This window comes from Moraxella tarda, from assembly GCF_035181405.1.
In the GTDB taxonomy this organism is placed as follows: Bacteria; Pseudomonadota; Gammaproteobacteria; order Pseudomonadales; family Moraxellaceae; genus Moraxella.
In genome coordinates, this window is sequence record NZ_JAYGGV010000001.1 from 242348 (window position 1) to 269013 (window position 26666).

22 protein-coding genes and 3 tRNA genes are annotated in these 26666 nt (G+C 41.5%); 14 read left to right on the forward strand and 11 right to left on the reverse strand.

Features of this window, described 5'->3' with window-relative positions; translation table 11 throughout:
* The first annotated feature begins 56 nt into the window (after nt 1-56).
* Complete coding sequence (gene argB, locus U9670_RS01225) at nt 57-950, forward strand: acetylglutamate kinase (protein WP_323841827.1); 894 nt, start codon at nt 57-59, stop codon at nt 948-950.
* Between the two features lie 131 nt (nt 951-1081).
* Here argB and U9670_RS01230 read toward each other — a convergent pair whose 3' ends face one another.
* Nucleotides 1082-1450, reverse strand: coding sequence for an ArsC/Spx/MgsR family protein (locus tag U9670_RS01230; protein ID WP_323841826.1), 369 nt, complete (start codon nt 1448-1450; stop codon nt 1082-1084).
* A gap of 114 nt (nt 1451-1564) precedes the next feature.
* Between U9670_RS01230 and leuS the strand changes: the two genes are divergently transcribed.
* The 6 genes from leuS (at nt 1565) to U9670_RS01260 (ending at nt 6239) form a co-directional block, all read left to right on the forward strand.
* On the forward strand, nt 1565-4162 hold the full coding sequence (gene leuS, locus U9670_RS01235; RefSeq protein ID WP_323841825.1) for a leucine--tRNA ligase: 2598 nt from the start codon (nt 1565-1567) through the stop codon (nt 4160-4162).
* A 16-nt stretch (nt 4163-4178) separates the two neighbouring features.
* The gene (locus U9670_RS01240) at nt 4179-4661 is read left to right on the forward strand and encodes an LPS-assembly lipoprotein LptE (protein WP_323841824.1); all 483 of its coding nucleotides are present in this window, start codon (nt 4179-4181) and stop codon (nt 4659-4661) included.
* Between the two features lie 27 nt (nt 4662-4688).
* The gene (gene holA, locus U9670_RS01245) at nt 4689-5714 is read left to right on the forward strand and encodes a DNA polymerase III subunit delta (RefSeq protein ID WP_323841823.1); all 1026 of its coding nucleotides are present in this window, start codon (nt 4689-4691) and stop codon (nt 5712-5714) included.
* A 175-nt stretch (nt 5715-5889) separates the two neighbouring features.
* Nucleotides 5890-5965 (forward strand) — tRNA-Lys (locus tag U9670_RS01250).
* Nucleotides 5966-6051: 86 nt separating this feature from the next.
* Nucleotides 6052-6127 (forward strand) — tRNA-Lys (locus tag U9670_RS01255).
* A gap of 36 nt (nt 6128-6163) precedes the next feature.
* Nucleotides 6164-6239, forward strand: a tRNA-Asn gene (locus U9670_RS01260).
* A gap of 259 nt (nt 6240-6498) precedes the next feature.
* Here U9670_RS01260 and recJ read toward each other — a convergent pair.
* The 3 genes from recJ to U9670_RS01275 all read right to left on the reverse strand — a co-directional run bounded on the left by recJ (nt 6499) and on the right by U9670_RS01275 (nt 11228).
* Nucleotides 6499-8265 carry a single-stranded-DNA-specific exonuclease RecJ gene (gene recJ, locus U9670_RS01265; RefSeq protein WP_323841822.1) on the reverse strand — a complete coding sequence of 589 codons (1767 nt, stop codon included), beginning with the start codon at nt 8263-8265 and terminating at the stop codon, nt 6499-6501.
* 73 nt (nt 8266-8338) lie between these two features.
* Nucleotides 8339-9274 (reverse strand): 4-hydroxy-3-methylbut-2-enyl diphosphate reductase, encoded by a 936-nt coding sequence (gene ispH, locus U9670_RS01270; protein ID WP_323841821.1) that lies wholly within the window; start codon nt 9272-9274, stop codon nt 8339-8341.
* 187 nt (nt 9275-9461) lie between these two features.
* Nucleotides 9462-11228, reverse strand: a complete 1767-nt coding sequence (locus tag U9670_RS01275; protein ID WP_323841820.1) for a glutamine--tRNA ligase/YqeY domain fusion protein — start codon at nt 11226-11228, stop codon at nt 9462-9464.
* Between the two features lie 259 nt (nt 11229-11487).
* On the opposite strand from U9670_RS01275, the gene U9670_RS01280 reads away from it, so the two are divergent.
* Entirely contained in the window at nt 11488-11997 is a 510-nt protein-coding gene (locus U9670_RS01280) for a peptidylprolyl isomerase (RefSeq protein ID WP_416381504.1), read from the forward strand.
* A 190-nt stretch (nt 11998-12187) separates the two neighbouring features.
* Complete coding sequence (locus U9670_RS01285) at nt 12188-13009, forward strand: UDP-2,3-diacylglucosamine diphosphatase (RefSeq protein ID WP_323841819.1); 822 nt, start codon at nt 12188-12190, stop codon at nt 13007-13009.
* 31 nt (nt 13010-13040) lie between these two features.
* Here U9670_RS01285 and U9670_RS01290 read toward each other — a convergent pair whose 3' ends face one another.
* Entirely contained in the window at nt 13041-13772 is a 732-nt protein-coding gene (locus tag U9670_RS01290; protein WP_323841818.1) for a rhomboid family intramembrane serine protease, read from the reverse strand.
* A 52-nt stretch (nt 13773-13824) separates the two neighbouring features.
* On the reverse strand, nt 13825-14811 hold the full coding sequence (locus U9670_RS01295) for a polyprenyl synthetase family protein (RefSeq protein ID WP_323841817.1): 987 nt from the start codon (nt 14809-14811) through the stop codon (nt 13825-13827).
* 423 nt (nt 14812-15234) lie between these two features.
* On the opposite strand from U9670_RS01295, the gene U9670_RS01300 reads away from it, so the two are divergent.
* From U9670_RS01300 to rnhB, 5 genes are all read left to right on the forward strand, one after another.
* The gene (locus tag U9670_RS01300) at nt 15235-16314 is read left to right on the forward strand and encodes a 3-deoxy-7-phosphoheptulonate synthase (protein ID WP_323841816.1); all 1080 of its coding nucleotides are present in this window, start codon (nt 15235-15237) and stop codon (nt 16312-16314) included.
* 147 nt (nt 16315-16461) lie between these two features.
* Entirely contained in the window at nt 16462-17334 is an 873-nt protein-coding gene (locus U9670_RS01305; RefSeq protein ID WP_323841815.1) for a DMT family transporter, read from the forward strand.
* 163 nt (nt 17335-17497) lie between these two features.
* The gene (locus tag U9670_RS01310) at nt 17498-18220 is read left to right on the forward strand and encodes a Smr/MutS family protein (RefSeq protein WP_323841814.1); all 723 of its coding nucleotides are present in this window, start codon (nt 17498-17500) and stop codon (nt 18218-18220) included.
* A gap of 153 nt (nt 18221-18373) precedes the next feature.
* Entirely contained in the window at nt 18374-19561 is a 1188-nt protein-coding gene (gene lpxB, locus U9670_RS01315) for a lipid-A-disaccharide synthase (protein ID WP_323841813.1), read from the forward strand.
* A gap of 1 nt (nt 19562) precedes the next feature.
* Entirely contained in the window at nt 19563-20324 is a 762-nt protein-coding gene (rnhB, locus tag U9670_RS01320; protein ID WP_323841812.1) for a ribonuclease HII, read from the forward strand.
* Nucleotides 20325-20338: 14 nt separating this feature from the next.
* On the opposite strand, the gene der is transcribed toward rnhB, so the two are convergent.
* The 5 genes from der to ispG form a co-directional block, all read right to left on the reverse strand.
* A complete protein-coding gene (der, locus tag U9670_RS01325; RefSeq protein ID WP_323841811.1) occupies nt 20339-21757 on the reverse strand; it encodes a ribosome biogenesis GTPase Der in 1419 nt (472 codons plus the stop codon).
* Nucleotides 21758-21863: 106 nt separating this feature from the next.
* The gene (gene bamB / locus U9670_RS01330) at nt 21864-23039 is read right to left on the reverse strand and encodes an outer membrane protein assembly factor BamB (protein ID WP_323841810.1); all 1176 of its coding nucleotides are present in this window, start codon (nt 23037-23039) and stop codon (nt 21864-21866) included.
* Between the two features lie 102 nt (nt 23040-23141).
* Nucleotides 23142-23918 carry a YfgM family protein gene (locus tag U9670_RS01335; RefSeq protein WP_323841809.1) on the reverse strand — a complete coding sequence of 259 codons (777 nt, stop codon included), beginning with the start codon at nt 23916-23918 and terminating at the stop codon, nt 23142-23144.
* A gap of 55 nt (nt 23919-23973) precedes the next feature.
* A complete protein-coding gene (gene hisS / locus U9670_RS01340) occupies nt 23974-25236 on the reverse strand; it encodes a histidine--tRNA ligase (protein WP_323841808.1) in 1263 nt (420 codons plus the stop codon).
* A gap of 265 nt (nt 25237-25501) precedes the next feature.
* Nucleotides 25502-26626: a flavodoxin-dependent (E)-4-hydroxy-3-methylbut-2-enyl-diphosphate synthase gene (ispG, locus tag U9670_RS01345; RefSeq protein WP_323841807.1), complete on the reverse strand. Its 1125-nt coding sequence runs from the start codon at nt 26624-26626 to the stop codon at nt 25502-25504.
* Between the last annotated feature and the right edge of the window lie 40 nt (nt 26627-26666).

Consider the following 26666-nt stretch of genomic DNA (forward strand, 5'->3'; position numbering starts at 1 on the left):
ATCATTTTTTAAAAAAAATGATACAAAAAAAATAGTTCAAATTTAAAGGAATAATCATGCAAAATAAATCTTTAACATTAGATGAAGCCAAGCATATCTCAGAGGTCATCACAACCGCCCTGCCCTACATTCAAAAATACAAAGATAAACTCATTGTTGTTAAGTATGGTGGTAACGCCATGACCGACCCTGTGCTTGAAAGTTCATTTGCTCGTGATATCGTCCTACTCAAAACAGTTGGCATTCACCCTGTGGTGGTGCATGGTGGTGGTCCGCAGGTAGATGACCTACTTGGCAAGCTCAATCAAGAATCCGACCGCATAGATGGCATGCGAGTAACCGACAAGGCCACAATGGAAGTGGTGGAAATGGTGCTTGGTGGTAGTGTGAATAAATCGATTGTTAATCTCATCAATAAGCATGGCGGTAAAGCAATCGGCCTGACAGGTAAAGATGCCAATCTCATCACCGCTGCCAAGCTTGTTATGAATGATAAAAATGGCAACCCTATTGATTTGGGTTTTGTGGGTGAGGTGGCAAACATCAATACCGATGTTATCAATATGCTCATTCACAGCGATTTTATTCCTGTGATCGCTCCTTTAGGCGTGGACAAAGCAGGCGAAACTTATAATATCAATGCTGATTTGGTGGCCAGTCGTGTGGCAGAATTTTTGAATGCTGAGCGTTTGTTGCTACTGACCAACATCAAAGGCGTGTTGGACAAGCAAGGCAATGTCCTAACCACCCTATCACCTATTGATGTAGATAACCTCATCAGTGATGGTACAATTAGTGGTGGCATGATACCAAAAATCGCAGGGGCATTAGATGCGGTCAAAGCAGGGCTTAGAAGTGCCACCATTGTAGACGGTCGAGTGCCACACGCGTGCTTACTAGAAATTTTTACCGATGAAGGGGTGGGTACGCAGATTTTAAGACAAAGCTGACAATCTGATCACCTTTCAAAGCAAAGTACGGTGCTGGGCATACCCTACACCTTGCTTTGCTTTAAATGACGGATTCACCTAAGCTAATAATAAGCCAGTTAACCTAAAAAAAGAAATTAGCTCTGTTGGGCTTAATTTAGCCCTAAATTAAGCCCTAATTGCTTTGCCCACTCACATTCATCAAACCCGATCAGTGCCACATTCTCACCCATAACAATTGGGCGTTTTAACACACTTTGAGCATCTTTGATGACCTCATACATCGCACAAACATCACCACCGTTTAACACCATCTTTGATTCATCGTCCAATTTACGATAAGTCATGCCTTGACGATTGATTACTTTTTCACCAAAAGTTGCCATAAATTTTACAAAATCAGCTTGGTCTAATACCGCCTTTTTGTAATCAAAAAATTCAAACGCCACGCCTTTATCATTCAAAAAATCAAAAGCTTTTTTCATGGTGTTGCAGTTTTTGATGCCATAAATCATTAACATAAAATTTCTCCAAATTCTTAAAACTGATTTTAAAAATATTGGCAAATTATAGCAAAAATCAGCTATAATAACCTGTTAAATTTTCCTATTTTTATTTTAGATTTTGAGATTACCATGTTGCAAGATTATAATTTTAGTGCCATCGAACAAGCCCAACAAGCCAAATGGGAAGCTGACAAACGCTACCATACCGACAATAACGATAATGGCAAACCCACTCGCTATATGCTGTCAATGTTTCCTTATCCAAGTGGTAAGCTCCATATGGGTCATGTGCGTAACTATGCCATCACTGATGTACTAAGCCGTTATTATCGACAAAAAGGCTATGATGTCATGCAACCTATGGGTTGGGACGCTTTTGGTTTGCCTGCCGAAAATGCCGCCATCGCCAACAATGTCGCCCCTGCTCAATGGACTCTTGCCAATATTGATAACATGCGAGAGCAATTAAAATCGCTGGGCTTATCAATTGATTGGTCTCGTGAGTTTGCTACTTGCACGCCAGAATACTACAAATGGGAACAATGGCTATTTTTGCAACTGTACAAAAAAGGTCTGGTTTACAAAAAGCTTGCAACCGTGAATTGGGACCCTGTGGATAATACCGTATTGGCTAATGAACAAGTCGTAGATGGTCGTGGTTGGCGTTCTGGGGCGGTCGTTGAAAAACGAGACATTCCCATGTACTACTTTAAAATTACAGACTATGCAGATGAACTGCTTGAAGATTTAAAAACCTTAGAAGGCAAATGGCCAAAGCAGGTTTTATCCATGCAACACAACTGGATTGGTAAAAGTCATGGCATGGAGCTTGATTTTGCTTATGAAATTGATGGAAAAGCGGACAAACTGACCGTTTTTACCACCCGCCCTGATACCTTGATGGGGGTAACTTATTTGGCGATTGCCGCCGAACACCCATTAGCTCAATATGCCGCACGCAACAACCCCTCCATTGCCCAATTTTGCACCGAATGCAAACAAGGCTCGGTTGCTGAAGCTGACCTTGCCAAAGCTGAAAAAACTGGCATGGACACAGGCATTAGTGCCATTCACCCAATCACAGGACAAAGCGTGCCTGTATGGGTGGCCAACTATGTACTGATGAGCTATGGCTCTGGTGCTGTAATGGCAGTGCCTGCACATGATGAGCGTGATTTTGAATTTGCCAATAAATACAACCTACCAATCCGCCCAGTCATTCATATACAAAATCAAACCTACGATGACAAAGTATGGCAAGAGTGGTATGCTGACAAAGAAAATGGTGTATGTATCAATTCTGGCGAACTTGACGGTCTAAACAAGGCTGATGCCACAGCTAAAATTGCTGAGCTGTTGGGCGATAATGGCAAAATCACCACCCAATATCGCTTGCGTGATTGGGGTGTCAGCCGTCAGCGTTATTGGGGCTGTCCAATTCCGATGGTTAATTGCTCTTATTGTGGCAATGTGCCTGTTGATGAAGCAGATTTGCCTGTGGTATTACCAACCGATGTTGTGCCTGATGGTCGTGGCAACCCACTAAAAAATATGCCAGAGTTTCTAAACTGCACCTGTCCAAAATGTGGCCAGCCTGCCGAACGAGAAACCGATACTTTTGATACCTTTGTTGAATCTAGCTGGTATGCACAGCGTTTTACCACACCACACGATGACACGCAAATGGTCGGCCGTGCTGGTGCAAATAAATGGCTGGCAGTTGATCAGTATGTTGGCGGTGTTGAACACGCCGTACTACACTTATTGTATGCTCGATTTTTTCATAAAGTCATGCGTGATGAAGGCTTGGTTGGTGGCAATGAGCCATTCACCAATTTGTTGGCTCAGGGCATGGTCTTGGCTGGCACATTCTACCGTGCCAATAATGACGGCTCAAAAACCTACTATTTCCCACACGAAGTCAGCGTAGAAAATAGCACAGCAACTTTAATTGCAGATGGCAAGCCTGTCGTGATTGGTAAAATTGAGAAGATGAGTAAATCCAAAAACAATGGCGTTGACCCTCAAACCATCATTAATGAGTATGGGGCAGATACCGTGCGTCTTTACACACTGTTCACCGCACCTGCCGATCAGACACTTGAGTGGTCAGACTCTGCCCTAAAAGGCCCACACAATTTTGTCAAAAAAGTATGGCGTATCGTTGGCGAGCACCTCATTGCCATTCAAGGCGTGGATACCAAAAGCCTTGCCATCAATCAAGATAAGCTTAATAAAACCAGCAAAGACTTACGCCGCAAGACACACGAGACGATTGCCAAGATTGATGTTAGCCTAGGGGAGCATTTGGCACTAAACACGCCAGTGTCATCGCTGATGGAATTGACCAATGAAATTGCCAGCTTTGAAGTAAAAGACGCTCAGGATTTGGCGGTAAAACACGAGGCCATCAAAGCCCTACTTTGTATGTTTGCCCTATACGCACCGCACGCAGGTGAATATTTACTTGAACAACTTGGTATGGACAGCCGCAATATCATTTTCCCAAGTCTTGATCAAGAAGCATTAACCAACGACACCGTCATCATGGTTGTGCAAGTAAACGGTAAGGTGCGTGGACAGATGGAAGTGGCAACAGGCCTAGATAACGATGGCTTAATTACTCTTGCCAAACAGGCTGACGGTGTGGACAAATTCCTAACTGGTGAGATTAAAAAAGCCATCGTCGTGCCAAATAAGCTGGTCAATTTCGTTGTTACAGCTTAATCTTAGGAATGCTTTGATGAAAAAAGCACTAACACTGGCAGTCATCATGGTAACAATGACAAACCTTGGCGGTTGTGGCTTTACCCTGCGTAACACAGCCACAACCCAGCCAAACCCTGCCTATACCACCACAACAATAGTTCTACAAGACCATCAGAATTATCTTGCCTTAAAACAACCATTAATCAAGCATTTGCAATCTTTGCATATCACTCATCAAGCAAATGCCGACAACAGTATTAAGATTGACAATCTGCAATTTCGTCGTTATAAATTGGTCGGCACACTGACCGAAGTACGCGTTGTCTTATCGGCAGATGTCAGTCATACACTGGGCAGGCAGACTTTTCATATGCCTGTGCAAGTTGAACAAAGCTACCAATACAATGAGGCAAGCATCATAACACTTGATCAACAAGGTGAAAAAATTAAAACTTGGCTATACGACCATCTTGCCCAACGCATCGCTGAGCAATACCATGCTAAGGCCAAGACATAAAACTCAAACCAAGGGTTAAATCACATCATGCAACAACGCTTTTTGCCATTGTTCAATCAGCTACTTAACACACAAAATGGGCCACCAATCACAGGGTTTTGGTTGGTGCATTCTGATGAGCCACTGATTGCACAATGGCTGATTGATGCTTGTCGTCCAATTTGGACAGCAAATGAACAAACCATCAAACGCATAGATTTGACCAGCCACAGTTCATGGTCAGAGGTCATCATTGAACTTGATAGTCTAAGCTTGTTTGGTGATAGCAGCGTCATCATCGTAACTGGCAATCACAAACCCAAAAATGACAAAACCAGCAAATCCGACATACTCTCTGCCCTTGAACGCATTGGCAAAGACACACCACATCACCTACTGTGGTGCCTACCCAAACAAGATAAAAAATCACTTTCTACCAAAGCGATTGGTATTTTTGATAAGTACGGACTCATTATTGATGGCAATATTTATGACGAATCAATGCGTCGTGAGTTGTTGCAAATCCAAGCCAATCAGTTAGCAATCACATTAAGCACAGACGCTTGGCAATTACTCCTTGCCCACACCGAAAACAACCTACTGACCGCACATCAAAACCTATGGCGATTATCCCTACTTTATCCAAACACCCCCATCAATGATGAACAGCTACTCACCTGTTTGGTTGATGGTGCAGAATTTAGTGTATTTGATTTATCTGACAGCATTTTGATGGGCAACACCCAAAAAGCCTTACAAATTCTAACTCATTTAAAAAATACCGACACTGCCCCAAGTATTATTTTATGGACTTTAAATAAAGATGCACGGCTGATTACACAGATCCACGCAGGAAAAACCCCACAAGAGCTTGGTATTTGGCGTAACAAAACATCACTGTACATGAATGCCGTTCACCGCACCCCAAGTATCATCAGCCAAGGGTGGAGCATGGCCATATTTGAGATTGACAAAAGCATTAAAGGCGTCAAAGACAGTAATGTATGGCATTTGCTACAACAACTTATCTTGTCTATGTGTAATGCCAGAGCTTTGCGTCTTGACCAGTACTAATACATCACCATCAACCAACAACCCACCACTCATCTTAAATAAAATGATGCAATGCAACGACCATAGAAATAACGAGATTGTATTTTTTTAGCCAATAAGTTTTTTGTCATAAAAATCAAAAAAATGCTTGCAAACTTAAAAATATCCTGTATAATACGCACCACATTAGCGATAAGGGTCGTTAGCTCAGTTGGTAGAGCAGTTGACTTTTAATCAATTGGTCGCAGGTTCGAATCCTGCACGACCCACCAATTATCCTAATAATTAAAGTATGATTTTTTTAAAAAATACTTGCAAAGTTGAAATTATCTAGTATAATACGCAACACAAACAAATTGGGTCGTTAGCTCAGTTGGTAGAGCAGTTGACTTTTAATCAATTGGTCGCAGGTTCGAATCCTGCACGACCCACCATTCTTTAAATGAACCGATAATTTAAAGAATTACCATTCCCCAATAGCTCAGTCGGTAGAGCATCGGACTGTTAATCCGTGTGTCCCTGGTTCGAGCCCAGGTTGGGGAGCCATATTTTAAAAAGCCCTTTTAAAAAAAAGGGCTTTTTTTTTATTTTATAATAAATTTAAGCTTAGGCTTAAAAAAATATCAAACTTGTTCTTAAATGAAAGCCAATAGCCCACAAAAAAGACCAATCTAAAATCAAGATTATAAGCACATTTTAGATCATATGAACAGTCATATGAACAAATATCACGATCAAGCAAAACCATTGACAAACCATTGATAATGACTGCCGTGATGTACTTATTTTTATCAATCTACATGATTTACATAGGTAAAACCATCGGTGCTACTTGATTAACTGCCAAATCTTTGATGACCAGTTGCAAACTTTGACTACCCTGCCACTCGTTAATCTCCAAAGCATACAGAATATGTATACAACTGGCACGATAATCCCACTTTTTCTCATCATAATTAAACCAAATCGCATCAATCGGATACTGAACCTTTGGCGAGCGTAAAGTCAGTTTTAAATGCTTATCTTTCATCACACGAAAGTTCAACACTTCAAACACCCCATCAAAGCTCGGTGGTGCAAAGCCATTACCCCAGACGCTGATGTTTTTGAGCTCATAAGCAAAGCTTAGGCTAAAATCCTCTGCAGATAATTCACCGTCTGTAAAATACTCTTCATTAAACACCATTTCATCAAAATCTTCCATCACTTTTAAAAAAGCTGTTTTAAACTCATCAAAATGACGCTTATGAATGGTCAAACCCGCCGCCATCGCATGGCCACCAAAATGAGTAATCAAATGCGGATGAGCAATCGCCACCGCCTCAATGGCATCACGGATATGCACACCTGAAATAGAGCGAGCCGAACCTTTAATAAAATCATCGTCATCGGTTTTATCTCCATCAGCAGGAGCAAAGACAATGGTAGGGCGATACAGACGCTCTTTGATACGCCCTGCTACGATGCCAATAACTCCCTGATGCCAATTGTCTTGATGTAGAATGATTGAGCGTGGCAGACCACTCTGATTATCGGGATTTAGATGAAGCTCTTGAATGATCTGATTCGCCTCATCTCGCATTTGTGTCTCAATTGCTCTACGAGAATGGTTGAGTTTATTAAGTTCAAGAGCAAGCGTATGTGCCGTACTCCAATCATCTGCAAGCAAGCATTCTACACCTGTACGCATATTATCCATGCGTCCTGCAGCATTAATGCGTGGAGCAATCGCAAATCCTAAATCATTACTACTGATTTTCTCATGATCACGCCCAGACTGTTCAAGGATGGCAAGCACGCCATGACAAGCTCGTCCATGACGAATGGCATTAACCCCATGCGTTACCAAAATACGATTATTCTGATCAAGCACACCCACATCAGCGACTGTACCAAGTGCAACTAAATCAAGATATTTGGCAACACTTGTGCTAAGTTTTCCAGCCTGTTTACGAATGCGAGCCACACGCCCCATCACATAAAAAGCCACCCCCACACCAACTAAGGACTTACTGCCAAAATTACAACCTTGCTGATTGGGATTGACAACCGCCGCCGCTTCAGGTGATGGTTTTGTGGTCAAATGGTGGTCGGTAATGATGACCTCAATGCCCAACTCCTTAGCACACGCCACGCCTTCATGACTAGAAATGCCATTATCCACCGTGATAATAACCTCTGGATTAAATTCTTTTGCACCAAAAGCAACAATTTCAGGGGTCAGACCATAGCCAAACTTAAAACGGTCAGGCACAAGAAAATTAACATCAGCACCCATTTCTTTTAGACAACGCACCATCAAAGCAGTTGATGTCGCCCCATCGCAGTCAAAATCGCCAATAATTAAAATACGCTTATCATCAATCGCTTCATCAATCAGCCTTGCTGCCTCTTCTAGTCCCGCCAAGTCCCCCGCTGGCAACAAACTGCCCACCTGAGTGTCCAACATAGAGACATCACACACACCACGCGCCAAAAACACTCGGGCAAGTGTGTGTGAGCCAAATTGTTGCACCAAACTCTCATCAATCTTGCCTGTAAATCGTGGCGATAAATTAAGCTTCGTCATCATATTAATTTATTTCTGTTTGTTGTAAGTTTTTTTAAATGGTTTTATCAATCATTATGTCTGATAAATCTTGTTTTTATACACGCAAAGATTTTGGCAGGCTAAAAGTAACATTTTCTTCAATACCACTGATTTCTTGTGGCTCATCTGCTCCCCATGCTTGCAAAGTATCTAGCACCTCTTGTATCAGAATCTCTGGTGCAGACGCACCTGCGGTTACACCCACGCAATGCACATCATCAAACCAAGCTTTATCCATTTGGCTGGCATTATCAATCAAATATGCCCTTGCCCCAAGCCTTTGGGCAAGCTCTCTTAAGCGATTGGAATTAGAGGAGTTGGGACTGCCCACAACCAACACAACATCACAATTTTTTGCCAAAGATTTCACCGCATCTTGGCGATTTTGGGTGGCGTAACAAATATCATCTTTACGCGGAGCGTTGATTTTAGGAAATTTATCTTTTAAAGCATCAATCACTACGGCCGTATCATCAATTGACAGCGTCGTTTGAGTTACAAAGGCAAGTTGTGTATCTTCATCAAATTCTAAGTTTGCCACATCAGCCGAATCCTCAACCAAGTGGATACGACCACCCAAACTTGTATCAAACCGACCCATCGTTCCTTCCACCTCTGGGTGCCCAGCGTGCCCAATCAAAATGGCATTCATGCCTTCTTTGGCAAATTTCCCCACTTCAATATGAACTTTGGTAACAAGTGGACAAGTGGCGTCAAACACCGTCAAATCACGACTGGCTGCCTCGTTCTCTACCGCCTTAGATACGCCATGTGCTGAGAAAATCACAATCGACCCATCAGGCACTTCGTGAAGTTCCTCTACAAACACCGCCCCACGACTGGCAAGATCTTCTACCACAAATTTATTATGCACCACCTCGTGTCGCACATAAATCGGTGGGTCAAATCGGTTGAGTGCTTCATTCACAATAGCAATGGCTCTATCCACACCAGCACAAAAACCCCGTGGATTGGCTAACAAAATTTTCATCAATCATCTCTTTTATGCTTTTTTTAAATGACTACTTTATCATATTTTTATCATATTTACGACTTTTACGCATCAGCTACACGCTGTTTTTTATGTTTTTAAATTTGTTCATCCTAAGCTTTTTAAAATAGAATAAAAACTAAAAAACCGCAAACTGATTGCTTGCGGTTTTTTAACTCAATTTAAATCAAAAGCCATCTTTTAAGCCAACGACTTGATTATACACAGGTAAATCTTTGGTAAATTCTACGCTGTCTGCCACAAAGTAGCTCTCACGCTCAAACTGGAATTTATCGCCAGCAGATACGTTGGCCAATGATGGCTCAACCACCGCATGATAGACAGTCAGAGAATTTGGGTTGATGTGTTGTTTAATCCATAAGGTATCAGCATCAGTATCAGCATCTACCATGTCTTTTTCGTGCAAAGTTGCCTCATCATTAATCTCATCATCTTCAAGCAGTAGGTGTTGATACATACGCACCACCGCATCTACACCATGACTGGCCGATACCCAATGAATCACACCTTTAACTTTACGCCCCTCTGGGTTGTTACCCAAAGTTTTAGGATCGATGGTAGCAATCAGCTCAATCACCTCACCATTTTCATCAACAATATATTCTTCAATTTTTAAAACATAGCTATTACGCAAGCGAATCTCTTTATTTTCTGGAGATAAACGCTTGTAGCCTGCTGGCGGATTGATTTCAAAGTCAGTCTTATCAATGTAAATTTCTTTAGTGAACGGAATCTCACGCTCGCCCATATCCACGGTCGGGTGTTTAGGCTGAGTCAGCCACAGTACGCCATCGTTTAGGCGAGCTTTAACGGTTTGTTTTTTCAAAGTTTCAAAATCCGCCACTGCCTCATCAAAGTTGACAATAGTCACTTTTAAAGGACGCAATACCGCCATGCCTCGAGCAGTAGTATTTTCCAAAGAATTGCGTACACTAAACTCCAACTGACGAAAATCCACCACACCATCAGCCTTAGAGATGCCCACTCGTTCACAAAAATCACGCAATCCTGCCGCAGGATAGCCACGGCGTCTCATGCCTGCTACTGTTGGCATGCGTGGATCGTCCCAACCAGAAACCACGCCCATATCTACAAGGCGTTTCAACTTACGCTTAGAAGTCAGCGTATGGTCAATATTCAACCGACTAAATTCATATTGATGCGGTGGACGTTCAAAACCAATTTTATCAATTACCCAATCATAAAAAGGGCGATGGTCTTCAAATTCTAGCGTGCACAAAGAATGTGTGATGTTCTCAATAGCGTCTGACAAGGGGTGTGCATAATCATACATTGGATAAATACACCATTTATCGCCCGTCTGATGATGATAGGCATGCATCACACGATAAATAACAGGATCTCGCATATTCATATTGGCATGATTCATGTCAATTTTGGCACGCAAAACCGCCTCGCCTTCTTGATATTTACCGTTTTTCATGTCTTCAAAACGAGTCAAATTTTCCTCAATCGTAGCATTTCTTTGGGGCGACTCCACTGATGGCTTACCAAAGCCACCACGGTGCTCACGAATTTGCTCTGGCGTTTGAAAGTCCACATAAGCATCGCCCTGCTTGATGAGCTGTACTGCCCACTCATACAGCTGGTCAAAATAATGTGATGCGTAACGCACATCGCCATTCCATGTAAAGCCGAGCCATTCAACATCTGCCTTAATACCATTAACATAATCTTGCTTTTCAGCGGTAGGATTGGTGTCATCAAAACGCAAATTACACAAACCATTAAATTCCTTTGCCACACCAAAATTTAGGCAAATAGATTTGACATGACCGATATGCAAAAATCCATTTGGCTCTGGTGGAAAGCGTGTAACGACGCCGTCATATTTGCCAAATGCTAAGTCATCACGGATAATCTGACGGATAAAATCGTTTTTTTCAAAAGAAGTGGGAGTAGAATCAGTCATAAATCTTCCATTTTAATAAGTCAAGGGATTAATATTACCTCATTTTAGCATAATTTTGCCATAAATTGATGAATTGGTGTGTTTTTCAAATCAAAGTTTGAGCAAATATTTTTAAGTGCTTAATTATTCGTAATATTTTATTTTTCACCCCCAATAACAGACCGATTTTTGATAAAAAATTGCCATAAATGCCATTATAATGCTATAATGCCACTGTTCTATTTTCAACCTTCAATTATTCAACTAATAAGGAATATTTATGAGCACACCAATTGTACAATTTGACACCACGCATGGCGCGATTGTGATTGAATTAGATCAAGAAAAAGCCCCAATTACGGTTGCAAACTTTCTTGACTATGTTGAAAGTGGTCATTATGACGGCACGATTTTTCACCGTGTGATTGATGGCTTTATGATTCAAGGCGGTGGTATGTATGCGGACATGAACGAAAAACGCACGGGCACACCAATCATGAACGAAGCGGACAACGGTCTGTCAAATGATGTTGGTACCATCGCCATGGCTCGTACTAACGACCCACATTCAGCAACTGCACAGTTTTTTATTAATGTACAAGATAACAGCTTTTTAAATCATACCAGCCCAACACCACAAGGCTGGGGCTATGCTGTATTTGGTAAAGTAACTGACGGCATGGATGTGGTTAACCAAATCAAAAGCGTACCAACTGGACAACATGGCTATCACAGCGATGTACCTACCACACCGATTGTGATTCACTCTGCCAAAGTCATCTCAAAATAATTGATAGATACCATCAAGACATATTAAAGCGGAGGTAAAATATTTTTACCTCCGCTTTTACAAAAAAAATGATCTGGCATACACCAAAATATTCATTTTTATTTTTATCTGATGGTATCATCACAATAAGCAAAAATTGCCACTTCCAATCGGTTAATAAGTTCGCCACAGATGGTCTTTTTACCTTACCATGCAAAACTTCATTCATTTTCTGGCTAAAAACCCCAAAGACATTCGTATGGTTTTTATCGCTGATTTACACCTTTCAGACAGTACACCTGCCATTAATCAAGCGTTTTTGGCATTCATCAAACAGCTATCAATTTTACCAAAATTAGAAAGCTTATACATTTTGGGTGATTGGTTGGATGCTTGGATTGGTGATGATGATTATTTAACCTTATCCGATGATGAAAAGAGCAAGCACTGGCTAACGCCCATTTTACAATCTTTAAAAAAAATATCAAATAAAATAAAAATCCACATCATGCATGGCAATCGTGATTTTACCATTCGTCAAGGGCTTTGTCATATAATTGACGCTCAGCTGATCAAAGAACCATACTATCTAAATAGTCAAACCGATCAAAACAACCACAAACTTTATCGATTGGAACATGGAGATGGGCTCTGCACCGATGACAAACACTATCAATATTATCGCAAAGCCATCCGAAATCCTATGGTCTCTTGGTTGTTATTAAAACAGCCTCTAGCCAGTCGTCGCCAACTTGCTCAAAAAATTAAAAACAAATCCAAAAAAAGCAAAATTCAAAAACCAATTGATATCATGGATGTCAACACGAAAGTAGCGGAAAAAACCTTAAAAAATTGCGATGTCATCATACACGGACATACACATCGCCCTGCTGTACACCACCATATTCATGGCAAGAAACGATTAGTTTTGGGAGATTGGCGTTATCACGACAACAAAGTTCAAGCCGTCATTGGGGTCATGAGCGACAGTAGTAATGAAGTTGGTTTATATGAATTTATCCACCATATTTGATGACGCAAGGAAGATGATACTGTTAACAAAATCAAACCAAACCTACACCACCTACATACATCAGTAGTTGGGTATGCAAATGCCACCAAGTCAGCACAAATCCTAGCACCAAAAGCGTCGACACCACCCAAAACATCATCTTTGACAATCTGTTTTTTAGTACCAAACTCATCACCAAACCAAGGCATAAGCCCACAAGCATACCACCAATATGTGCTGCATTATCAATACCAGCAATCGCAAAACCCATGATCAGATTTAGCGTCATGACCATCGCCAAGTTCTTGGTATTTAAAATAAACACAGTTGGTGTTTTTAGTCCAGCAAGCATCAACAAAAATGCCCCAAGTCCCATGATGCCTCCTGATGCACCTGCTGAAAGACCAACTACACCACCATTTAATACACCCTGCCAAGTGATGAATAAATTCAGCAAATTACCACCAACTGCCGACAGCAAAAACACCAATAAAAATGATGATTTTCCAATGATTTGCTCAACCACCTGCCCAAAATAATACATTGCAAAGCCATTGAACAAAAGATGAATCAGACCTATGTGCAAAAAGACACTCTGCAACAGACGCCACGGCTCACCCATTAATGTTAAAGGTAAAAAATTCGCCCCAAAAGATATTAAGTCTTTTGAACTTGGATTATCAAGACTCACACCTTGGGTTAATTGATACAGCATAAACCCAACAAAACTCAAAATAAACAGTAAGGTTATGGGGGCTTTTTGATATAAGACTTGAAAATTCATGGTATTTTATTACATTAAAATAAAACAACATCATCAAACAAGGGCAGAGAAATCATAATAAGCGACTGATTGCCAGTTCGGTCAGTTGGTATAGTGCATGGCGGTATTTATTATCAGGCAAATGTGCGAGTGCAATCTGAGCAGCTTTTGCTTCATTCAAGGCACGCTGCTTACAATAATCCAACGCACCTGACGACCTGACCAAATCAATCAGCTCGCCTGCATTGTCGGTTTTGCCTGTTTGTACGGCGACTCTTAACTTATCATAATCAGCAGGGCTGGAATTCTTTAAAATCTCTAAGGTCTTAATGATTGGCAAAGTAGGCTTACCCTCGGCCAAATCATCGCCTAGGTTTTTACCCATAAATTCAACATCACCCACAAAATCCAACACATCATCAATCATCTGAAAAGCATTGCCAAAATGATGGCCAAACACACCCAAATCTTCAAGCAATTCATCTCTGCCTTGCAATAGTGCCGCACCTTTGGTTGCCATCATAAATAGGCGAGAAGTTTTGCCATCAATGATCTGTAAGTAGTCATCTTCGGTGGTCTCAATGTTATATTGGTGTTGTAATTGTAGTACCTCACCTTCAGCAATATCACAAGTGCCGTCCGAAAACACTTTTAACAATGCCATATTATCAAAGCCTACCAAAAGATTGAACGAACGAGCAATCAGATAATCCCCAACCAAAACAGCGGTAGCGTTATTCCAAGTGGCGTTAGCAGTTGGCCTGCCTCGTCTTAATCCAGATTCATCTATCACATCGTCATGCACCAGCGTTGCTGTGTGGAGCATCTCAGTAATCGCCCCCAACTCCAAGGCTTGTTGATTATACTTGTCATCAAGCATTCTGGCAGTCAATAGCGTAATCAGTGGTCGCATACGCTTACCACCTGCATCAATCACATGTTTTGATACCTGCATGACGAGGCGTACTTTTGAATTAAGTGACCCAAAAACTTGCTTATCCATGATGGCAAAATCGTCTGCCACCACAGATAAAATGTCGGTATAAGTCGGTGTGGTCATATCATCTATCTCATTTTATTATCTTTATTTTTACTGTCTTTTACCAAAAAATAACCCTGCCTATCATATCACAGTGCAACTTTTTACTCAAAAAAAATCACCACAAATTCGCCATTTTCATGACAACACAACCTGACATCAACTCTTTTGTAAAACTATTAATATGTCTTAGCAGTGGTTGTTCATTATTACTAATTAACCAATTAACTATACAGCTTAAATACATATTAATTAAGCATGAGTAAGTATAAGTAAGTGATTATTGAATTCATTATTTTTAATAACTATTTGTTATCATTTATTTAAATATCACAAATAAAACTTTAACTTTTGATGATTTTTGGCGTCTAGATACTTGTCAAACAGTTGCTTTGCGTGCATAATGGCTGGTATTTTTCTATGTCAATTCAATCAGGTGCTCTTATGTCATTTTTAACCCACCACACAGAAATCGATGATGTCAATATCGAAAAAATCACTCCGCTCATCACACCTGCTGAACTCAAACGCACTTACCCATTATCCAGTCAGGCTTTTAACACTGTATTACAAGGTCGTAAAGCCATTGAAAATATCTTAGATGGTGAAGATAAGCGAATTTTGGTTGTGGTTGGTCCTTGCTCAATTCATGACACCACCGCTGCCCACGAATATGCCGATAAACTAAAAATTTTGGCAGAAGAGTTAAAAAATGAATTATTCATCGTCATGCGTGTGTATTTTGAAAAGCCACGCACCACAACAGGCTGGAAAGGACTGATCAACGACCCTGACATGAATGACAGCTTTGATATCAAAAAAGGCTTGGGCATGGCTCGTAAACTACTGCTTGAACTGAATGAAAAAGGATTGCCATGTGCCACCGAAGCCCTAGACCCCAACACACCGCAATATATGCAAGACTTAATCAGCTGGTCAGCCATTGGTGCAAGAACTACTGAATCTCAGACTCACCGTGAAATGTCGTCTGGTCTATCTTGTCCTGTTGGCTTTAAAAATGGTACGGACGGCTCCATGACAGTTGCGGTCAATGCCATGCAAGCGGTCAAATCAGGGCATAGCTTTTTAGGTCTGTCGTCAGATGGTCAAGTTTCTATCATCAAATCAAAGGGTAATAAATATGCTCATGTTGTTTTGCGTGGTGGTAACGACCAACCCAATTATGATGAAACCGCCATCATCGCTGCTGAAAACGAACTTGCCAAAGGCAAAACCAATGGTAAAATTATGGTAGATGCAAGCCATGCCAATTCAGGCAAAGACCCTTATCTACAACCAATGGTGATCCAAAATATCGCCAGCCAAATTCAAAATGGCAATAAGTCTATCATGGGCTTGATGATTGAAAGCCACCTAAAAGGCGGTCGTCAGAATATCCCTGCCGACCTATCACAGTTAGAATATGGCAAATCAGTAACAGATGGCTGTCTAGATTGGGACACTACTGTTGATGTCCTGCGTCAATTCGCCAAAGACATCAAGACACACCTACCCAATCGTTAATGTCGGATTTTTTAGATTAAAAAGATTAAAGTTAGTAATCTGACCAAACATTGCCGTTCGTAATAAGCCTGTTAAACCATGGTGGAGAAAATGGCCACTTTGAGCAGACATGGAGCGAACGGTTTTTTTAATCATATGATTCTTACCATGTCGAACCCTTCTCTTACAAATGGCAATCAAGGCTCGTTTTTTGGCTCGTTTTATATGGTCATGGCCTGCCTATGCTTTGCACTCATGCTGGTTTTTGTCAAGTTCTCTGGGCAAAAGTTTGCCATGCACACTTATGAAATCACCTTTTGGCGAGTGCTGTTCGCCCTTGTGATTCTAGGCGGATTATCATGGATTAAAGGACGAGATTTTCGCACCCATTACCCAAAAGAGCATTTTTGGCGATCCTTGGCTGGCTCAGTCGCCCTATTCATGAATTTTTATGTAGTGCTACATTTGCCCCTTGCCACCGCCAGCACGCTACAAAACACTTCTGCCATTTTTTTAGGCTTATTATCCATCATTATTTTAAAACAAAAACCCACACCAATCAGTTGGATTTCTTTGATTTTAGGTTTTGTTGGCGTGATCATCTTGCTAAAACCGACCGCAGGGGGTGACACTTTTGCCATGATACTAGGATTGGTGAGCGGAGCAATTAGCGGTTATGCTTATTTACAAGTGCGAGAATTATCCTTACTTGGTGAACCTGCGTGGCGAATTGTGTTTTATCTTTCGCTACTGTCCACCATCATCTCAGGCGTATTGGCGGTATTTTTTGGCTTTACCCCCATCAATCCAGAAAGCTTACTTTACATCGTCGGCACTGGGGTAACGGCACTGGGTGGACAGCTTTTGATGACTTATGCTTATCAAGTTGGACAAAAGTTTGTCGTGGCGACCTTATCCTATATGACGGTAGTTTTTGCCATTTTATTTGGTGCATGGCTGTTTGGCGAGCGACTCGACTGGCTAAGTTTGCTTGGGATCGGTGTGATTGTAGCCAGCGGAATTTTGAGTGGGAAGAGGTAAAAAAGACAGAGACGAGCCTTAACAAATAATGCTGACCAAACTATCGCTGGCTATTTTTCGTATTTTTTATCTTAGCAAATTCAAATCTGCACATCTGCAATAAGGCAAATATTCAAACACAAGTACAAATCTGCTATAATGGTTTCATTTTTTTGAGCACATCATGACAACTTTTAAAGACCTACTTTCCAAAGACTTTCAAGACCAACTCAAAGAAATTGGCACAAAGTCATCTACCAAACCAGAAACCGACCACAACGGCAAACCCACCAGCTCTGCCGTGATGGGCAAAAAAGAGGTGGCTGGCCAAGTCAAACGCTTTAATCACCAAGGCATTGACGAAGATAAAGTACTATTCATGCAGGCAATGAGCGGTGTTACCCCTCTAAAACACGAAAAATCGGTCAATTTTTGCACAAAAACTGATTCCAAAGACCCCACCACCTTGTTTCGCCGTGCCAATGCCGAAGGGGGTGAAGAACTGTCTGGGGTGAATTTATCCGACATGCAAGCTTTGCTCAACCCTGTGGCAGGTGAAGCATTTTTGAGCTACAAAAATCCAACCCTACAAAACAAAGTCTTTGAGCAGTTAAAACAAGGTAAACTTCGTTGGTATGATGCGGTGGATTTGCATGGTGCCAGCATTGAAGAGGCTCGCACAGCAGTGCAGACCATCATCTCAAATGCCCTAAAAAATGGTGAAACCGTCATTAAAATTGTGCATGGCAAAGGTGCAGATGCCATCATCAAGACCTGCGTAAACGGTTGGTTACGCCAAATCTCTGATGTGATGGCATTTGTTTCAGCCCCAACCAATGATGGTGGCAATGGTGCAGTACTGGTATTATTAAAACACAACAAAAAATTGTCCAATCGGCCTTTATGAACGATGGCAAGATAACAAACAAACCTTATGTTTGTATTGACCAGCCTTACTTTTAGGTATCGTAAAATTTTCACAAAACCACCCTTTTTGGTTTATTTTTTAAAATAGGCATGAAATTGGTATGATATGTATCATCATTGTTAAGGAGCTTTCATGACATCGCAAAGCATGACCATTGGCATTGTTGCAGGCGAGATATCAGGCGATGCACTTGGTGCAGATTTCATGAATAAAATGAATGCCCTGCACCCAAATATTCGCTGGGTGGGTGTGGGCGGTGAAAAAATGACAAAAGCAGGATTGGCTTGTGTCATAGACATGGCTCGTTTGTCAGTCATGGGAATTGTTGAAGTCATTAAGCACTTACCTGATCTTTTGCGTGCCAAACAAGAAATTTTAACGGCTTTTAATCAGCAAAAGATTGATATATTTGTCGGAATTGACGCTCCAGATTTTAATTTAAGATTGGGTAAGGCTCTAAAACCCAAAGGTATATTTTGTGTGCAGTATGTTAGCCCAAGCATTTGGGCATGGCGTGAAAACCGCATTCACAACATTAAGGCGGCAACTGATTTGGCGTTATGCCTCTTTCCGTTTGAAGTGCCTGTTTATCTCAAACACAACCACCCTGCAATTTGTGTGGGCCACCCACTCATTCATCATTTGCAACCAAAAAAAATCAACAAATCTACCAATACAATTTGTTTGATGGCAGGCTCTAGAATTGGTGAAATTCATGCCATTTTACCAATCTTGTTGGCAAGTTTTAATCAATTATATAAAAAAAATCAATCACTTAATGCAATTTTACCACTTGCTAAGGATGAACATCAACCAATAGTAAAGCAGATGATTGATGATTTGGTACCTCAGTTATCATCAAGATTGACTATTTTTACACCAACTGATTATCAACACTCCTTTGAATACGACCATGATTATACCGCAAGTCAGTATGCCATGCAGATAAGTGACTTGACAATCTTAGCAAGTGGCACGGCAACCTTAGAAGCACTGATGCTACAAGCACCAATGATTGTGGTTTACAAAGTCAGTACTTTAACCTATGCCATTGCCAAACATTTGATAAAAACCCCTTATGTCTCTTTACCTAATATCCTAGCCTTTGAGCAAACTGGCTACCCCATCGTGCCAGAGCTGATTCAGACGGATGCAACAGCCGATAACATTGCAAAATACGCCCAAGACATTCTCAACAGCCCAAACACACAACAAAATAAGCTGATTGACACCGTCAGTAAAATCAAACAACTCAGCAGTGCTTACAACTCTGCTCAAGCGGTTTTGACTCATTATTTGGATAATAAAAGTAATAAATAAGATGAAGGCTCACACACAAAACACATACATTCAAGATTGCAAGATTGTGTGCCATAAGAATCACGAATGCAAATCAGACACCATCATCATCGGCATTGATGAAGTTGGACGAGGTTCGTTATTTGGGCAAATGACTGTTGGGGCAGTGATTTTGGATAATCATTTGACGGGTGAATTTGGACAAGTAGATTTGACAAACACACCGATTGCCATGATCAATGACAGCAAAAAACTTTCTGAGAAAAAACGCAATTTAGCATTTAACCCCATCAAAGAAATCTGCCAAAGCCATGCAATTATTGACATTCCAGCCCATGTGATTGATGCCATTGACATTTACCAAGCCACACTTTTGGGTATGCGATTGGTGATTGAAAATTTAATGACAATCAATCACATCACACCGATGCACGATTTGACCATTTTAATAGATGGTAACGCTAAGCCGACATTATCCAATGAGTTTAAAGCGTACGAAAACAGCATTCATACACTCATCAAGGGCGATGGCATTCATACCAGCATTGCCTGTGCAAGTATTCTTGCCAAAGTTCATCGTGACAATGCCATGAATGATTATGCTAAAATTTATCCAGATTATCATTTAAGTAAGAACAAAGGCTACCCCAGCAAAGCCCACACCCAGGCGATTTTTTTACATGGGATATTGCCAGAACACAGACAAAGCTTTAATCCCATACGAACGATATTACACCAAAGTAGCACACCTTTTATCTTTGATCAACCACCCAATTTAAATTAATCAAAAAGCTGGTTTTATTTGCGTTTTTTATCACGCTTTTTAAACTCAGCGATGCGTTTGCGTTCTCGCATGACTTTGGCTTTATTTTTAATTTTTGGGTTTTTCTTGCCTTCGTATGGGTTGGCATTTTGTTTAAATTCCACATGAAGTGGCGTACCTTCAAGTTGAAAAACATTACGATAAATATTTTCAAGATAACGCTGATAACTTTTCGGCAACGCACTGGTCTGATTGCCATGAATGACAATGACTGGCGGATTATGACCACCAAGATGAGCGTATCTTAACTTAATACGACGACCGCCCACCATCGGTGGTTGATGATTTTCCACCGCATCTTGTAAGATTTGGGTCAGCCTAGAAGTTGAGACCTTGAACATTGAGGCGTCATAGGCCTTGTGAATTGATGGGTATAAATTTCCTACCCCATTACCATAAAGTGCTGAAATTAAATGAATTTTTACCCAAGGCACAAAGTTAAAGCGTCGATCAATTTCAATTTTTAAGAAATCTTTTTGATCATCAGTCAATCCGTCCCATTTATTGATTGCAATCACAATCGCTCGACCAGCATTAAGTGCATAGCCAAGCATATGCAAGTCTTGATCCACAATGCCCTCATGTGCGTCAATAACAACCACAACAACATTGGCATCTTTAATGGCCTGCAAAGTTTTAACCACTGAGAATTTTTCAACTTTCTCATCAATTCGACCACGACGACGCACACCAGCGGTATCAATGAGCGTATAAGCCCTACCCCCTCTTTCAAAAGGAATATAAATGCTATCACGAGTCGTGCCAGGCATATCAAACACCACCACCCGTTCCTCTCCAAGCAGGCGATTCACCAATGTTGATTTACCAACATTTGGGCGGCCGATGATGGCAAGTTTTAGCCCCATATTCTCATCATCATCTTCGCTGTCTTCTGGCATATCAGCGGTCAATACTTCAAGCAAACTGGTCACACCCTTACCGTGGCTAGCGGCCAGCGGAAATGGCTCACCAAAACCCAGCTCAAAAAATTCTGCTGATGCCGCCTCATGCACACCATCCATCTTATTTGCCACAAGAAAAACAGGCTTGCCCAAAGTATGCAAAAAACGAGCAATCTCTGCATCTGCACCAATCAGACCCACTCTTGCGTCTACAACAAAAACCACAATATCCGCTTCATGAATGGCGGTATAAGACTGGGTCGCCATATAATCATCAATATTGCCTGTGCCATCATCCGCCTCACCAATACCGCCTGTATCAATGACGATGAATGACTTATTTTCAAAATGTGCATCGCCATATTGACGGTCGCGTGTCAAACCTGCCATATCTGCAACAAGTGCTTGGCGAGACTTGGTAAATTGATTAAATAAAGTGGATTTTCCAACATTTGGGCGACCAATTAAGGCGACCACAGGTTTAATACTCATGAATTTCTCAAAAAAAAGTAATTTTAAATTAACAAAATAAAATAGATAAAAAATACCAAATCCTTTGCCATCATCAGACGACAAAGGGCAAAATGGTTCATCAAACTTAAAACTGCCAAATACTTACAACACCTGATGTGCTTTGAGTATATAAGCGATTATCAATGACTTGCAAGCTGGTTAATTGACCCTTTGTCTGAACACGGCTAACAATACTGCCATTACGGTCAAACAGATGAATCACACCTTCATAATCACCCACAGCCACATAATCACCTATAGCCACAGGATTGGTCAATTTGCGATTTTTTAGCTCGTCATTTAGCCATAATGTCTCACCAGTCAAGCGATTAAAGGCCTTAACATCACCACTAATACCAACTGCAACAAGCACATCACCAAGTACAGTCGCTGACCTAGTGCTAGAAATGTCAGAGACAAACATTGTTTGGCCTGTTGCCATATCAAAACCGACAATCTGCCCACTAAAACTGGTGACATATAAATGCTGACCAACAACCAATGGTGTGCCATCTACATCGCTAAGGCGTTCAACCACGCTACCACCTGTCGCCATGCCCACACGGCGAGTCCAAAGTGGTGAGCCTGTACTTGAGTCTAACGCATGAATACGACCATCTGCTGTACCAAATAACACCGTTTGTTCATCTAGACTTAGCGGTTTGGCAACGCCACGAATACTCAAATCAGTTTTTTGGGTACCAAATTGCCACACATTTTCCCCTGTACGAATATTTAAGCCATATAATACGCCATTATTGGCAGACAATAGCACTCTATCATGATGAATTAATGCAGGTGTCGGAGTTGATGTTGGTAATGCAGTTTCCCACAATTTCTCGCCTGTACCAACATTAAGTGCGATAACTTTACCCGAGCGAGTACCCACCACTGCAACCAAACCCGCCTCATCAATGGCCACACCACTGGTTACAGGTTCTTGCAGGTCTAGTTTCCAAATGGACTGCTTATCATCAAATGCACTGACCACACCACTACGACTGACAGCAATCAGCACACCACCACTTTGTGCCACCTGCAAATCAATCACATCTTTTTTGCTGACACGCTCGCCCTTAGTCAGACCACGACTTTGTTCAAGCGATGCTTCAAAAATAGGCGATAGCACCGTCATAGGCGTGGCTATTTTAATAAGTTTGGCTGGACTTTTGTCTTCACCTTTGATGATTTGCTGACAACCCATCAAAGCAGCCGCTCCGATAGTACAGCCCAAAACTATTTTTGTAAAACGAGTATTCATCTGTTATCCTCATGAATGACGGTCAAAATCATCAGTCTCGTTAAACATCATGATAAGACTGACTTGATAATGATACATTACCTTCTGGTGTATTTTGTGTTTTTAAGACTCGCTCGCATCGATCCCAAGCTCTTTTTGTTGTACAGGCATAGGATTAGCAACGATCGGTGTTTTTGGGGTAATTTCTTCAACCTCAACACCCAAAGATTGTAACTTTAAAGTTAAAACTGCACGATTTTCTTGGCGTTCACGCAAGGCTTCCCAAGCAGCGGTATAGGCTTTCTTGGCTTGTTCAATCTCATTTTTTGCCACATAAATGTCACCCAAAACCTCTTGGCGAGAACCCTCAAATGCTGTTGGTAACTCTTTATTGGCAATCTGCAACGCCTTATCTGCCTCATTATTATCAAGCAAAACTCTTGCTAAACGCAAATGAGCAAGTGCCATCAGGCCATCATCTTTAACGGTTAAGCTTTGTGCTTTTTCTAGCGTGATGATGGCATCAGACAACCGCCCACTATCAGACTGTTGGCGAGCTTTTAGCATGAGTGCTTGCCACGCATAGGCTGTATCTGGATGCTCGCTGGCAAGCCTGTCAATATCAGCAAATAACACAGCCTCTTCTTTGGTTGCCATCTCTTTGGCAGCTTTATCTAAATCAGGATTTTGAGCGGCCAATCTCAATGCATCGCTACGCTCATCAATGCTGGTGTACAAATCAGCAGCAACAGTATCAACCTTCGCATGGTTTTTTTGATAATATTCCCAACCAAAATAGCCCAAAAGTACGATAACAATCACCCAAATAATGGTGTTGCCGTGTTTTTTTAAGGCAATCATCGCCTGCTTATCTGCTTTATTTACTAATTCTTGTGCCATTACTTTGCCTTTTATTCAATTTTACCAAATGAGATACCAAATCAACACCGCATCACTACTTAAACCATGATTTGTCTTGAATGCTCTGTTCGCCTGTTGCCATATCTTTGACACCAATCACACCTTTTTCAATTTCATCATGACCCAAGATAATTGTGTATTTTGCACCTGATTTGTCCGCTTTTTTAAATTGAGATTTTAAGCTTGATGCACTGGACATTTTTACACGCCAATCAGGGCGTTCATTACGCAGTTCTTCGGCAAAAACCAAAGCCTGTGCATATACCTCAGGGTGTGCAACCACAAATACATCGCTTTCTCCAGTCAATACAAAAGGATTGACTGCCTCAATCAACAGCAGTAAACGCTCTAAACCCATGCCAAAACCTACCGCAGGCTCAGACTGTTCGGGCTTACCTTTTAGCACGCCCACCAAACCATCATAACGACCACCACCACAGACAGTCGCCTGAGAACCCAGCTTATCAGTTACCCACTCAAACACGGTTTTATTATAATAATCCAAACCACGCACCAAATTTTCATTGATTTCAAAACTGATACCCAAAGCCGTCAGATACGCTTTGACTTGCTCAAAGTGCGTGCGTGTCTCATCACCAAAAAAATCACTTAATTTTGGTGCGTTTTGCAAGATTTTTTGTGTACGCTCATCTTTGGAATCTAAGATTCGCAAAGGATTGGTTGTTAATCTTCGTTGACTGTCTTCATCAAGCTCTGAGTGATGCAAAGTTAAGTATTCAACCAGCGATGCCTTATAGGCCTGACGCTCGTCTGCCTCACCCAAAGTATTTAGCTGTAATTTGACATGCTCACAAACACCTACCTTTTGCCAAAAACGATGAGTCATGGCAATCAATTCTGCCTCACCATCAGGCAATTCATTACCAAAAACCTCCACACCAAGCTGGTGAAACTGGCGATAACGCCCTTTTTGTGGTCTTTCATAGCGAAACATTGGGCCGATGTACCACAGTTTTGGTGCATCTCCTCTTAGCATATTGTGCTCAATAACCGCACGCACACAGCCTGCCGTACCTTCTGGTCGCAGAGTAAAAGAAGCACTCTCACCATCAGACTTGCCACCATGCACCACACCAAACATTTCTTTTTCAACAATATCCGTTGCCTCGCCCACACCTCGTGCGAACAATTGTGTTTCTTCAACCAGTGGCAAGCGAATTTGACTAAATCCATAGCCATCTAACACATCGGCAAGTATTTGTTCAAGTTTACGCCATTTTTGTGCCTCGCTTGGCAGGGCATCATTAAAGCCACGAATGGCAGTGATTTTACTCATTTTTGTACTCACTTAATCTTATTATTTACCAGTTATTTACAAGCTTTTATTTAAATGAATTACTATTCATCGTTTGTGAAAACTTCATTCAGTTTAGCTAAAATTAGTTAAAATTTAATGCACTAAAACATACACAACCACCCAATGACTGGTAAATTCTTTAATCTTTAAGTGGTTTTTCTTTTAATGTATAAAACTAGCACAATCTAGGCCATGCAACACAAGATTAGCCATCGCCACCATTTAACCATTTGTTAACGATTTGTCAATTTTGAGCCACCCTTAAAATCTCATTGGCTCGTTTATCTGCCAAATCTTTGGCTTTTTGACGCACCATTTGTTCAATTTCGTCCACCAATTTTGCCGTGTCAATCAAATGGCTTTTATCGCCATTTTTATACACCAAAGAATTGGGGTTTGCCCCCACCACGCCAATATCGGCTTCTTTGGCTTCGCCCGGCCCATTGACTTTACAGCCAATCACCGACACATCCATCGGCACACGAATGTCTTCTAGGCGTGCTTCTAGCTCATTCATCACTTTAATCACATCAAATTCTTGACGGCTACAAGACGGACAAGCGATAAAATTAACCCCATTAGAGCGAATGCCAAGCGATTTTAAAATATCAAAACCGATTTTAATCTCATCTTCTGGCGGACTTGCCAAAGAAATTCGCATCGTGTCGCCAATGCCTTCTAAAAGTAGCCCACCCAACGCAATCGCTGATTTTACCGTGCCTGTGCGGTACACGCCTGCTTCGGTAACGCCCAAGTGCAACGGACAATCCACTTGTTTGCTAATGAGCCGATAAGCGTCCATCGTCAAAAACACATTGCTTGCTTTGACTGAGATTTTGTATTGGTCAAAATTATGACGCTCCAAAATATCAATATGACGCAAAGCCGATTCTAACATCGCCTGCCCTGTCGGTTCGCCGTATTTTTTTTGCAAATCTTTTTCCAGCGAACCTGCGTTCACGCCAATGCGAATGGGCAAATTGTGGTGTTTGGCACAGGCGATGACCTCGCAGATTTTTTGTTCATTGCCGATATTACCAGGGTTAATCCGCAAGCAATCCGCCCCATTTTCCGCCACCGCCAAAGCGATTTTATAATCAAAATGAATGTCGGCAATCAGTGGCACGGACACTTGTTTTTTAATCTCGCCAAAGGCTTTGACGCTATCCATTGTCGGTGTGGACACTCGCATCAAATCCGCCCCTGCGTCCACGCACCGCTGAATTTGAGCAACGGTCGCTGCCACATCGCAAGTGTCGGTATTGGTCATACTTTGCACACTGATGGGGGCATCGCCACCAATGGCGACCTTGCCGACCATAATTTGGCGAGTGGGACGGCGGATAATGGGATTTTGGTGGCTTGACATGGGGCTTCCTAAGAAAATGATGATTGGTGCTTTGTCTGCA

What these genes read in the sequence shown, in the direction of transcription:
- U9670_RS01305 (WP_323841815.1), top strand. Translation starts at nt 16,462, where the DNA reads ATGTCGAACCCTTCTCTTACAAATGGCAATCAAGGCTCGTTTTTTGGC.
- argB (WP_323841827.1), top strand. Translation starts at nt 57, where the DNA reads ATGCAAAATAAATCTTTAACATTAGATGAAGCCAAGCATATCTCAGAG.
- recJ (WP_323841822.1), bottom strand. Translation starts at nt 8,265, where the DNA reads ATGATGACGAAGCTTAATTTATCGCCACGATTTACAGGCAAGATTGAT.
- U9670_RS01240 (WP_323841824.1), top strand. Translation starts at nt 4,179, where the DNA reads ATGAAAAAAGCACTAACACTGGCAGTCATCATGGTAACAATGACAAAC.
- U9670_RS01280 (WP_416381504.1), top strand. Translation starts at nt 11,488, where the DNA reads ATGAGCACACCAATTGTACAATTTGACACCACGCATGGCGCGATTGTG.
- U9670_RS01300 (WP_323841816.1), top strand. Translation starts at nt 15,235, where the DNA reads ATGTCATTTTTAACCCACCACACAGAAATCGATGATGTCAATATCGAA.
- bamB (WP_323841810.1), bottom strand. Translation starts at nt 23,039, where the DNA reads ATGAATACTCGTTTTACAAAAATAGTTTTGGGCTGTACTATCGGAGCG.
- hisS (WP_323841808.1), bottom strand. Translation starts at nt 25,236, where the DNA reads ATGAGTAAAATCACTGCCATTCGTGGCTTTAATGATGCCCTGCCAAGC.
- U9670_RS01230 (WP_323841826.1), bottom strand. Translation starts at nt 1,450, where the DNA reads ATGTTAATGATTTATGGCATCAAAAACTGCAACACCATGAAAAAAGCT.
- holA (WP_323841823.1), top strand. Translation starts at nt 4,689, where the DNA reads ATGCAACAACGCTTTTTGCCATTGTTCAATCAGCTACTTAACACACAA.
- lpxB (WP_323841813.1), top strand. Translation starts at nt 18,374, where the DNA reads ATGACATCGCAAAGCATGACCATTGGCATTGTTGCAGGCGAGATATCA.
- leuS (WP_323841825.1), top strand. Translation starts at nt 1,565, where the DNA reads ATGTTGCAAGATTATAATTTTAGTGCCATCGAACAAGCCCAACAAGCC.
- rnhB (WP_323841812.1), top strand. Translation starts at nt 19,563, where the DNA reads ATGAAGGCTCACACACAAAACACATACATTCAAGATTGCAAGATTGTG.
- ispH (WP_323841821.1), bottom strand. Translation starts at nt 9,274, where the DNA reads ATGAAAATTTTGTTAGCCAATCCACGGGGTTTTTGTGCTGGTGTGGAT.
- U9670_RS01275 (WP_323841820.1), bottom strand. Translation starts at nt 11,228, where the DNA reads ATGACTGATTCTACTCCCACTTCTTTTGAAAAAAACGATTTTATCCGT.
- der (WP_323841811.1), bottom strand. Translation starts at nt 21,757, where the DNA reads ATGAGTATTAAACCTGTGGTCGCCTTAATTGGTCGCCCAAATGTTGGA.
- U9670_RS01310 (WP_323841814.1), top strand. Translation starts at nt 17,498, where the DNA reads ATGACAACTTTTAAAGACCTACTTTCCAAAGACTTTCAAGACCAACTC.
- ispG (WP_323841807.1), bottom strand. Translation starts at nt 26,626, where the DNA reads ATGTCAAGCCACCAAAATCCCATTATCCGCCGTCCCACTCGCCAAATT.
- U9670_RS01335 (WP_323841809.1), bottom strand. Translation starts at nt 23,918, where the DNA reads ATGGCACAAGAATTAGTAAATAAAGCAGATAAGCAGGCGATGATTGCC.
- U9670_RS01295 (WP_323841817.1), bottom strand. Translation starts at nt 14,811, where the DNA reads ATGACCACACCGACTTATACCGACATTTTATCTGTGGTGGCAGACGAT.
- U9670_RS01285 (WP_323841819.1), top strand. Translation starts at nt 12,188, where the DNA reads ATGCAAAACTTCATTCATTTTCTGGCTAAAAACCCCAAAGACATTCGT.
- U9670_RS01290 (WP_323841818.1), bottom strand. Translation starts at nt 13,772, where the DNA reads ATGAATTTTCAAGTCTTATATCAAAAAGCCCCCATAACCTTACTGTTT.